The organism is bacterium, assembly GCA_021372775.1.
Classification (GTDB): domain Bacteria; phylum Acidobacteriota; class Polarisedimenticolia; order J045; family J045; genus JAJFTU01.
The window spans coordinates 41,972-51,739 of sequence record JAJFTU010000196.1; the positions used below are offsets into that span (position 1 = coordinate 41,972).

The following is a 9,768-nucleotide window of genomic DNA, read 5'->3' on the forward strand; positions in this document are numbered from 1 at the left end:
GCCCCGCCGCGGCTCAGCGGGCCTGGCTGTGGCGGACGAGCTGGACGTCCTCGTAGTAGTTGAACCCGGCGTCCATCTCCGGCGTGTGGCAGGACGTGCAGTTGGCGATCGAGATCTTGCCGTAGGGCCGCGCGGGCTGGCGGACGTGGTCCGCCGCCGGGCCGTGGCAGGCCTCGCACGAGACGTCGAGCAGGTGCGGCGACGCGCCGGGGTCCGCGAACCCGCCCGCCTGCCCCCAGCCGGTGACGTGGCAGGCGGCGCAGCGGGGCGAGAACGACCCGCGGCGGGCCAGCGTCTGGTAGGCCTTGGCGTGCTCGGTGCCGCGCCACTCCTTCACGATCGGCTCGTGGCACGGCAGGCAGGCGCTCGGGCCGAGGAAGGTGCGCGGCCCCTCGGGACGCCCGCGGCCGCGCCGCTCGAGCTCGCGCGCCCGCGCCAGGACCTCGGCGACGAAGCTCGTCACGGTCGGCTCGGCCGGCACGTCGGCGGAGAGGCTCGCCACCCGCGCGCCGATGTCCGGAATCGACGACGGTCCGCTGCGATGGACCTCGACCTGGCCGACGTAGCGTCCCTCCCCGCCGGCGTAGACGATGAAGGTCGTGCCCTCGGCGATCGGGCCGGGGGTGATCCGCCCGCCGTGCGCCCCGAGGATCAGGTCGATCCCCGGCACGCGGCGCGCGAGGAACCGCGCGTCCTCGACCGGCAGGTCGGTGAGCAGGACGGTCATCTGGGTCGCGTCGCGCCCCACGTAGCGCTGCAGCGCCAGCACCGGGTCGATCGTCTCGACCGCGTCGCCGTCCGGCAGCGGCAGCCTCATCGCCGGGTTGTGGCGCACGACGCTGAAGACCGCGAACTTGATCCCGCCGAGGCGCACCACGGCGTTCGGCGAGAGCCAAGGCGCGCCGTCGCGGGCCCGCACGAGGTTCGTGGCGACGAACGGGAACTGCGCCGCCTCGGCGATCTGCTGGAACAGCTCCGCGCCGAGCGCGAGCTCGCGCTCCCCGACCCCGGCGGCCGCGTAGCCCATGAGGTTCATCGAGTGGACGATGGCGCGGGTCCGCAGCTCGCCGGCCGGGCCCGGCGCGTCGGCGAAGTCGCCCGCGTCGAGGACCCCGACCGCCGTCGTCGGCCAGCGCCGCCGCAGTTGATTGACGAAGCCGGCGCGGCGGTCGATCCCGCCGCCCGGCGCGCGGGCCAGCCCCGGATCCTCGAGGCACCCTTTGACCCCGCCGGTGAAGAGGAGCACGGCGTGCGGAGGCGCGCCGGCGGCGAAGGCGCCGCCGCACGACAAAGCGAGCGCGCACGCGGCGCCGAACCAACGGCGCCGCGACCGCCCCGCTGCGCCGCTGGCGAGGTGGGGCGCGGGGCGCTTGCTCTGCACGGCGAAGGCGATCATCGCGGTTGGGTTCGTCCTCGGTCAGAATAGGCCGGCGCCCCAAGGCGCGCAAAGAAAGGGTCGGGAACGTGAATCAGGCCGCAAACGCCGCGCCGCTGCTGCTCGCTTCCGCCTCGCCGCGGCGCCGCGAACTGTTGCGCCGCGTCGGGTTGCCGTTCGAGGCGACGTCCGTCGCGATCGACGAGGCGCCGCTCCGCGGCGAGCGGGGCGCCGCCTGCGCGCTCCGCCTCGCCCGCGCGAAGGCGGCGGCCGCCGCCGCGCTCCGTCCGGGCCGGCACGTCCTCGCCGCCGACACGGTCGTCGTCGTGGGCCGCAAGGTGCTGGGCAAGCCGCGCGACGCCGCGGAGGCGCGCGCGATGATCGAGCTGCTGGCCGACCGCTGGCACGACGTCGTCACCGGCGTCGCGCTCCGCGCGCCCGACGGCGCCGAATGGTGCGAGGCGGCCCGCACGAGGGTCCGCTTCGCCCCCGTCGCGGACGACGAGATCGAGCGCTACGTCTCGGGCGCCGAGCCGTACGACAAGGCGGGCGGCTACGCGCTGCAGGGCGCGGCGGGCTGGTTCGTGGAGGAGATCCGCGGCTCGGCGAGCAACGTCGTCGGGTTGCCGCTGGAGGTCGTGCGACGGCTCGCCGCCGCCGCCGGCCTCGCCGGCCCGGCGCTCGACGGGCGCTGAGGAGAAAAGCGGGCCCCGCCGCGAAGCGGGGCCCGCGCAATTCAGTGCGCCGCCTCCGCGAGGTACTTCGCGTAGGCCGCGTGGTCCATCAGCCCCTTCAGCTCGGCGGGGTCGGCCGGCTTCATCATCACGAGCCAGCCTTCGCCGATCGGGTCGTGGTTGACGCTGTCCGGGGCCGAGTCGAGGCCGGGGTTGATCTCGACGATCTCGCCGGCGACCGGCGCGTAGACCTGCGCCACGGCCTTGACCGACTCGATCTCGCCCATTTCGTCGCCGGCCTTCACCGAGCGGTTCGCCTCGCCCATGTTGACGTAGACGATGTCGCCCAGCTCGTTCTGCGCGAAGTCGGTGATGCCGACGCGCGCCAACTCGCCCTCGACGTGCAGCCACTCGTGGTCCTTCGTGTACAGGCAGTCTTCAGGCCGCGGCATGCGGACCTCCTTCTTGGCTCGTGGGTTACTGCTTCTTCTTCTTGGGACGCGTGTAGAACGGCAGCGGGACGACCTCGGCGGGCAGGCGCCGGCCGCGGACGTCGATCTCGAACGGCGTGCCGGGCTGGGCGGCGGCCGGCGGCAGGTAGGTCATGCCGATCGCCTTCTCCACCCAGGGCGCGAACGTCCCGGAGGTGACGGGGCCGACGACCTCGCCGCCGACGAGCACGTCGGCGCCGTGGCGCGCGATCCCCTTCCCCTTGATCTCGAAGCCGCAGCGCACTCGCTTGAGGCCGGCTTCCTTCTGCGCGGCCAGCGGCGCGCGGCCGAGGAACTCGGGCTTCGTCCAGTCCACGACCCACTCGAGGCCCGCCTCGAGCACGGTGTGCTGGTCGTCGATGTCGTTGCCGTAGAGCGGCATCGCCGCCTCGAGCCGCAGCGTGTCGCGGGCGCCGAGGCCGGCCGGCATCGCGCCGAACTCCTTGCCGGCGTCGAGGAGCGCGTCCCACAGACGGCCCGCGTCCTCGTTCTTCACGAACAGTTCGTAGCCGAGTTCGCCGGTGTAGCCGGTGCGCGCGGCCAGAACGTCGCAGCCGGCGACCTTGCCCACCGCGAGGTGGTAGTACTTCACGGCCAGCGCGTCGAACCCTTCGGCGAGGCCTGCGACGATCTTCAGCGCCTTCGGCCCCTGGAACGCGAGCAGCGCCGTCTCGTCGGACAGGTTGACGAGTTCGACGTCGAACCCCTTCGCCTGTTCGTTGAACCACGCCCAGTCCTTGGCGAGATTCGAGGCGTTGACGACGAGGAGGATCCGCTCCGCGGAGACGCGGTAGGCGATGAAGTCGTCGACGAACGTGCCTTGGGGCGTCGTCAGCGCGGTGTACTGGGCGCGCATGTCGTCGAGCGCGGAGATGCGCGACGGCGTGACGTGGTCGAGGAAGGCGCCGGCGCCGGGGCCGCGCACTTCGAACTCGCCCATGTGGCTGACGTCGAACAGCCCGGCCGCGGAGCGCACGGCCTTGTGCTCTTCGATGACGCCCGTGTACTGGACCGGCATTTCCCAGCCGGCGAAGGGGACGAGCTTCGCGCCGAGCTTGGCGTGGCGCTCGTAGAGCGGGGTCCGCAGCAGGCTCCCGCCGGTGGCGTTTCCGTTGTCCATTCCCGACCTCTGCGCGTTCCCGCCGGGGAGGCGGGATCGAGTGGCACGCGGGGCCGCGGGTCCGGGAGGGCCGGCGGCCGATCGACGAGCGGGTGAGGTCGGATCGTAGCACCCGACGCGCGGGCGCGGCAACGCGCGCGGCCGCGCGCCGCGCGCCGCGAGGCGGCGGCGCCGGTCAGCGCCGCCGCCAGCACCGCGCGGCGCGGTCGTAGCAGAGCACGCGGACGCGCGCCCCGCCCCCGGCGACGACGACCGCGCAGAGAGAATCTCCCCCGTCGCCGACGAAAACCGTTCCGGGGGTGGCGTGGCCCTCCGGATCGAAGACGAACATCCGCGCCGCGCCGCAACGGACCGGCGCGTCCCCGCGCCGCACCGCCGCGCCGCCGGCCGGATCGGGGAACGAGTCCCACGCCGGAAGCGCGATCCGCGCCCCTTCGGCCTCGGAGGCGAGCGTGAAGGGCGGACCGGACGGATCGCCCCCCGATTCGACGCCGCGCCGCGTCACGCCGTCGCGGCCGCCGTCCGCCGCCTCCCGCAGCGGCTCGCTCGCCGCGGCCGGAAAGACGAGCGCCGTCTCGCGGTTCTCGGCGACGGCCCGCGCCGCGAGGCCGGAGAGGCGCGCGGCGAGCGCCCGCGCGCCGGCCTCCGCGACGCGCCCCCCCGCGGCGGGCGCGAGGCCCGCCGCGGCGACGCCGCAAACCAGCGAGAAGACGGCCAGGGCCTGCAGCAGCTCGAGCAGCGTGCGCCCCCCGTCGCCGCGCCGAAGCGTCACTTCGCCTTCTCCTTCGGCGCGCCGATCGTCAGCCGGTCGCGGATCTTGGCGAGCATCTTCGGCCCGACCCCCTTCACGGCGAGGAGGTCGTCCACCTTGGCGAACGGGCCGTGTTCCTGACGGTAGTCGATGATCCGCTTGGCCAGCGCGGGGCCGATTCCCGGCAGGCTGTCCAGCTCTTCGGCCGAGGCGGCGTTGACGTCCACCGGCCCCGCGGCGACGGCGGCGGCCGCGGCGGAGGCGCCCTTGCGCGAGGCGCCCGCGGAGGCGTCCTGCGGGGCCGCGGCGAGCGCGGCGAGAACGAGAGCGGCGACGACCAGCAGCTTCTTCACGTGTCCTCCCTTCGGCGCCGCGTCGCGCGCGGCGCCCGCCGGGAGGAAACGCAAGGGGCGTGCCGCGCGGAGCGGCGCGGACTTCCGGCGCGCCGCGCCCCGCGTTCGTCCGCCGGCAGACGGACGCCGGACGGACACCGGACACCGCGGACGACGAGCCGCGCGCCGCGGACGTGCGAGCCCGCGACACGCCGCACGCGCAAGGCCCTCCGCGCCGCGGACAAGCGAGCCCGGGGCGCGCCGAACGCGCGAAAGCCCCGGCGGCGGGCGTCGGGGCTTTCGCGGCGAACGGGACGAAGCGCTACTTCGCGGGCTGCGGACTCGGCGTCGGCGCCGGCGCGGGCTTGGCCGGCGCCGCGGGCGCGCTCGGCGCGGCGGGCTTGGCCGGCGCTTCGGCGGCCGCGGCCGGCGGCGGCTCGCGCCGCCCGAAGATCTTCCCGATGTCCTGGAAGATCACGACCGCCGCCAGCGCGAGGAGCAGCACCAAGCCGATCTGCAGAATCCGCTCCTTGACCACCAGCGGCAGATCGCGGCGGACCGCCCCTTCGATCGCCAGAATCGCCACGTGCCCGCCGTCGAGCACCGGCAGCGGCACGAGGTTGAAGATGCCGAGCTGCAGCGAGATGAAGGCGATCCAGGCGACGAAGGCGACGAACCCCGCCTGCGCCTGCTCGCGCGACGCGCGGGCGATCTCGATCGGCCCCGACATCACGCTGAGGCCGACGTCGCGCTTGAGCAGCGCCCCGATCGTGCGGAAGAGGAACCCCGCCTGTTTCCAGGCGTACTCCCCCGACTGGAGCGCCGCCTGACCGAAGGAGTAGCGCACCAGCCGCCGCGCGGCGCCGACGGAGATGCCGATCATCCGCGACGCGCCCTTCTGCTGCGGCGCGACGTCGATCGTCATCGTCTTTCCGCCGCGCTCGACCGTCATCGCCACGGTCGCGCCGCCGGCGTTGATCAGCTTGCTGACCGCCTCGATCCCGGCCGGCGCGCGCCCGTCCACTTCGAGAATCCGGTCCCCCTTCGCTAGGCCGGCCTTCTCGGCGGGAGCGCCCGGCACGACGTCGCCGACGATGATCGGGATCCGCGGCCGCACGCCGTCCCAGCCGGTGCCGAAGCGCGGATGCGCGGCGACGGCGACGCGCGCCTCGACGCCCTTCCCGCCGCGCCGCAGCCCGTAGACGACCTCCTTGCCCGGGTGGAAGATCAGCTCGGTCTCGTAGTCGTCGATCGAGTCGATCTTCTTTCCGGCGAGCTCGACGATCACGTCCCCCGGCTGCAGGCCGGCCTTCTCCGCCGGCGAGCCCGCCTCCGTCCGCTCGACGACCGGCGGGCCGTCCGGCAGGTCCGGCACCTCGGTGCCGTGCATGAACAGCCCGGTCCAAAGCACGAGCGCGAGGACGACGTTCATCGCCGGCCCGGCGAGCATCACGATCAGGCGCTGCCAGCGCGGCTTCGAGGTGAAGAACTTCGGGTCCGGCGCCTTGTCGTCCTCCGCGCCGAACTCGCCCGACATCTTGACGTAGCCGCCGAGCGGGATCGCCGCGAGGCGGTAGTCGGTTTCGCCGCGCTTGAAGCCGACGACCCGCCGCCCGAAGCCGAGCGAGAAGACCTCGACCCGCACGCCGAACGCCTTCGCGGCGAGGAAGTGCCCGAACTCGTGGATGAAGACGAGGATCCCGAGGACCAGCACGAAGTAGAAGGCGGTGGCGAGGAAACCGACGAGGGCGCTCATCATCGACTCGGCAGGGCCGCGAGGATCGCGCGCGCGGCCTCGCGCGCCCGCCGGTCGGCGGACAGAACGTCCTCGAGCTCGACGATCGGATTCGTCGGCTCGCTATCCAAGACCCGCTGCAGAAGCTCCGGAATGTCGAGGAACCCGATCCGCCCGTCGAGGAACGCCCGCACGGCGACCTCGTCGGCGGCGTTGAGCCGCGCCGGCGCGTCGCCCCCCGCGGCGAGCGCGTGGTAGGCGAGGTCGAGGCAGCGGAAGGCGTCGCGGTCGGGCCGCTCGAACGTCAGCGAGCCGAGCGCCGCGAGATCGAGCCGCGCGACGACCCCCTCGAGGCGCTCCGGCCAGGTCAGCGCGTACTGGATCGGATGGCGCATGTCGGCCGCGCCGAGCTGGGCGATGATCGAGCCGTCCTTGAACTCGACCATGCTGTGCACCGCGCTCTGCGGGTGGACGAGCACGTCGATCGACGACCCCGGCACGTCGAAGAGCCAGCGGGCCTCGATCACCTCCAGCCCCTTGTTCATCAACGTCGCCGAGTCGATCGTGACCTTCGGCCCCATCCGCCACGTCGGATGGCGCAGCGCCTCGTCGGCGGTGACCGACGCCAGCTCCGCGCGCGTCCGCCCGCGGAACGGCCCGCCCGAGGCGGTGAGGATCAGCCGCCGCACCTCGCCGCGCGCGCCGGAGCGCAGGCACTGGTGGATCGCGTTGTGCTCGCTGTCCACCGGCAGCAGGCGCGCCCCGTTGTCCTTGACCGCGCGGACCATCAGCTCGCCCGCGGCGACCAGCGTCTCCTTGTTGGCGAGGGCGACGACGAGCCCCGCGGTGGCGGCGGCGAAGGTCGGCACCAGCCCGGCCGCGCCGACGATCGCCGCGACGACGATGTCCGCGCCGCAGCCGACCGCGACCTCCGCCGCGCCGTTTCCGCCGACGCGGATCTCCGGCGCCTCGGCGCCGAGCCGCGCGCGCAGGTCGGCCGCGGCCGCGTCGTCGGCCACGGAGACGGCGACCGGACGGAAGCGCTTGATCTGTTCCGCGAGCAGGTCGGTCCTGCGGCCGGCGACCAGCCCCGCGACCTCGAACGCCTCCGGCTTGCGGGAGACGACGTCGAGCGTTTGCCGGCCGATCGAGCCGGTCTAACCGAGGATGACGAGGCGTTGCGGCAACGGAATGGTCCTTGGCGGCGCGCGGGCCGGCCGCGCGGCGGATTCGAATTGTACCGGGGCGCGCCCGCCCTCGCCCGATCGCTTCTCGCGGCGACGGCGCGCGTCCGGCGCGCCCCGCGGCGCGCTCAGTGGAGCAGCAGCCGATCCCACCAGTAGACGACCGGCGCGGCGAGCAGCAGGCTGTCCAGACGGTCGAAGACGCCGCCGTGGCCGGGCAGCAGCGCGCCGGAGTCCTTGACCGCCGCCCCGCGCTTGAGGAGCGACTCGGCCAGATCGCCGACCACGCCGACGACGCCGCCGACGACGGCCATGCCGATCGCGTGCCCGAGCGGCAGGTCGCGGAAGAAGGTCGCCCGCGCGCCGAGCGCCCAGACGACCGAGCCGACGATCCCCCAGAACGCCCCCTCCCAGGTCTTCTTCGGCGAGATTCCGGGGGCCAGCTTGTGCCGGCCGGTCAGCTTGCCGCCGTAGAGGGCGAAGGTGTCGCCGATGTAGACGATTCCGGCGAGGAGCAGGATCAGGCAGCGGCCGCGGGCGACCGCGGCGGCGTCGAGCCCCCAGGCCAGCATCGCCGCCACGTGGCCGAGCGACAGCCCGATCCACAGCATCGGCAGCAGCGTCCCCGCGATCCGGTGCATCCCCTCTTCCGGCCGCTGCGTCGGCATCAGGGCGCGGGCGAAGAGCAGCAGCGCGAACGTCGCCAGCGTCATCGCCACCGGCTGCGCGGGACAGATCATCGCCGCGATCAGCGCGAGCGTTCCGGGGTAGAGCACCTCGCGCCACGGCGCCATCCCGATCCCGGCGAGGATCCGCCGCACTTCCTCCGACGCGAGGACCGCGCCGACGCCGATCGCCGCCCAGACCGCCGGCGGCGGGGCGAACCAGACGAGGACGATGACGAAAGCCGCGAGGGACAGGCCGGTCAGGAGTCGCTTCACGAATCGAGCCGCCGCGGGCCGCGGGCCGCCGCCGGACGCGCCGCGCCCGTCGGCCCCACGTTGCCGAAACGGCGTTCGCGGCGCTGATAGTCCGCGATCGCCTGAAGGAAATGAACGCGCCGGAAGTCGGGCCACAGGACGTCGGTGACCCACAGCTCGGCGTACGCGATCTGCCACAGCAGGAAGTTGCTCAGCCGCAGCTCGCCCGAGGTGCGGATGAGGAGGTCCGGATCCGGCAGCCCGCCGGTGCTGAGCCGCGCCGCGAGCGCCGTCTCGTCGATCGTCCGCGGATCGAGCCGTCCCTCGGCCGCGTCGCGCGCGAGGGCGCGCGCCGCCTCGACGATGTCGCCGCGCCCGGAGTAGGAGAGCGCGACGAGGAAGGTCAGCCCGGTGTTGTCCTTCGTCCGCTCCTCGGCCGCGCGCAGCGAGGCGCGCAGCTTCGGCTCGAGGTCCTCGAGCGCGCCGATCGCGCGGAAGCGGACGTTCCGCCGGTGGATGCCGTCGAGCTCCTTGGCGAGATACTCGCGGAGCAGGGCCATCAGGCCCCGCACCTCGGCCGGCGGACGGGACCAGTTCTCGCGGCTGAACGCGTAGAGCGTGAGGACCTCGACCCCCAGCCGGACCGAGACGTCGAGGATCTCGCGCACCGAGGCGATCGCGGCGCGGTGCCCCGCGATCCGCGGCAGGCCGCGGGCCCGCGCCCAACGGCCGTTGCCGTCCATGATCACGCCCACGTGACGCGGCAGCGCGGCGAGGTCGATCGCCTCCAGCAGCGCGGCTTCGTCCGGCGCGTCGGACGCCCGCCCGTCGGCGCGGTCGCTCGTCGTCACGTTCGGCCCTCCGCAGTCCCGAGGCGAGGATACCATCCCCCGCCCGTCGCCGCGCCGCCCCGCGCCCGCGGCGCCGCCGTCGCGTCCGGTCACTTCAGGATCGTCTCCGGCTGGACGACCTGCAGGTCGGCGCAGGCGCCGAGATACGCGTCGAGGAACGGCTTGTGCGCCGCGCCGTAGATCACGAGCACGCGCTTGCCGACGTAGCGCGCCGTCAGGGCGCGGATCCGCGCCGCGATCTTGAGGTTCCGGTTCTCCCAGAGCGCGAGCCGGCCGCGGTCCGCCCCGCTCTTCAGGTGCGCGCGCAGGAAAACGCCCCACTGCGCGTCCACGTC

At 74.1% G+C, this 9,768-nt stretch carries 11 protein-coding genes; 1 reads left to right on the plus strand and 10 read right to left on the minus strand.

What is annotated here, in order from left to right; all coding sequences use genetic code 11:
* Positions 1 to 13: 13 nt before the first annotated feature.
* Positions 14 to 1,396: a hypothetical protein gene (locus tag LLG88_06820; GenBank protein ID MCE5246617.1), complete on the minus strand. Its 1,383-nt coding sequence runs from the start codon at positions 1,394 to 1,396 to the stop codon at positions 14 to 16.
* Positions 1,397 to 1,464: 68 nt separating this feature from the next.
* On the opposite strand from LLG88_06820, the gene LLG88_06825 reads away from it, so the two are divergent.
* Positions 1,465 to 2,070: a Maf family protein gene (locus LLG88_06825; GenBank protein MCE5246618.1), complete on the plus strand. Its 606-nt coding sequence runs from the start codon at positions 1,465 to 1,467 to the stop codon at positions 2,068 to 2,070.
* Positions 2,071 to 2,111: 41 nt separating this feature from the next.
* Here LLG88_06825 and gcvH read toward each other — a convergent pair whose 3' ends face one another.
* The 9 genes from gcvH to LLG88_06870 all read right to left on the minus strand — a co-directional run.
* Positions 2,112 to 2,501: a glycine cleavage system protein GcvH gene (gene gcvH, locus LLG88_06830; GenBank protein ID MCE5246619.1), complete on the minus strand. Its 390-nt coding sequence runs from the start codon at positions 2,499 to 2,501 to the stop codon at positions 2,112 to 2,114.
* A 25-nt stretch (positions 2,502 to 2,526) separates the two neighbouring features.
* Entirely contained in the window at positions 2,527 to 3,660 is a 1,134-nt protein-coding gene (gene gcvT / locus LLG88_06835) for a glycine cleavage system aminomethyltransferase GcvT (GenBank protein MCE5246620.1), read from the minus strand.
* Between the two features lie 175 nt (positions 3,661 to 3,835).
* The gene (locus LLG88_06840; GenBank protein MCE5246621.1) at positions 3,836 to 4,432 is read right to left on the minus strand and encodes a hypothetical protein; all 597 of its coding nucleotides are present in this window, start codon (positions 4,430 to 4,432) and stop codon (positions 3,836 to 3,838) included.
* The gene (locus tag LLG88_06845) at positions 4,429 to 4,764 is read right to left on the minus strand and encodes a helix-hairpin-helix domain-containing protein (protein MCE5246622.1); all 336 of its coding nucleotides are present in this window, start codon (positions 4,762 to 4,764) and stop codon (positions 4,429 to 4,431) included. The genes LLG88_06840 and LLG88_06845 overlap by 4 nt, the downstream gene beginning before the upstream one ends.
* Positions 4,765 to 5,065: 301 nt before the next feature.
* On the minus strand, positions 5,066 to 6,499 hold the full coding sequence (gene rseP / locus LLG88_06850) for an RIP metalloprotease RseP (protein MCE5246623.1): 1,434 nt from the start codon (positions 6,497 to 6,499) through the stop codon (positions 5,066 to 5,068).
* A complete protein-coding gene (locus tag LLG88_06855) occupies positions 6,499 to 7,626 on the minus strand; it encodes a 1-deoxy-D-xylulose-5-phosphate reductoisomerase (protein MCE5246624.1) in 1,128 nt (375 codons plus the stop codon). Before LLG88_06855 ends, rseP begins: the two co-directional genes overlap by 1 nt.
* 164 nt (positions 7,627 to 7,790) lie before the next feature.
* On the minus strand, positions 7,791 to 8,603 hold the full coding sequence (locus tag LLG88_06860; protein MCE5246625.1) for a phosphatidate cytidylyltransferase: 813 nt from the start codon (positions 8,601 to 8,603) through the stop codon (positions 7,791 to 7,793).
* Positions 8,600 to 9,526, minus strand: coding sequence for an isoprenyl transferase (locus tag LLG88_06865; GenBank protein MCE5246626.1), 927 nt, complete (start codon positions 9,524 to 9,526; stop codon positions 8,600 to 8,602). The genes LLG88_06860 and LLG88_06865 overlap by 4 nt, the downstream gene beginning before the upstream one ends.
* Positions 9,523 to 9,768, minus strand: a 246-nt coding sequence (locus LLG88_06870) for a DUF5694 domain-containing protein (GenBank protein MCE5246627.1), incomplete at its 5' end; no start/stop codon positions are given. The genes LLG88_06870 and LLG88_06865, both read right to left, overlap by 4 nt.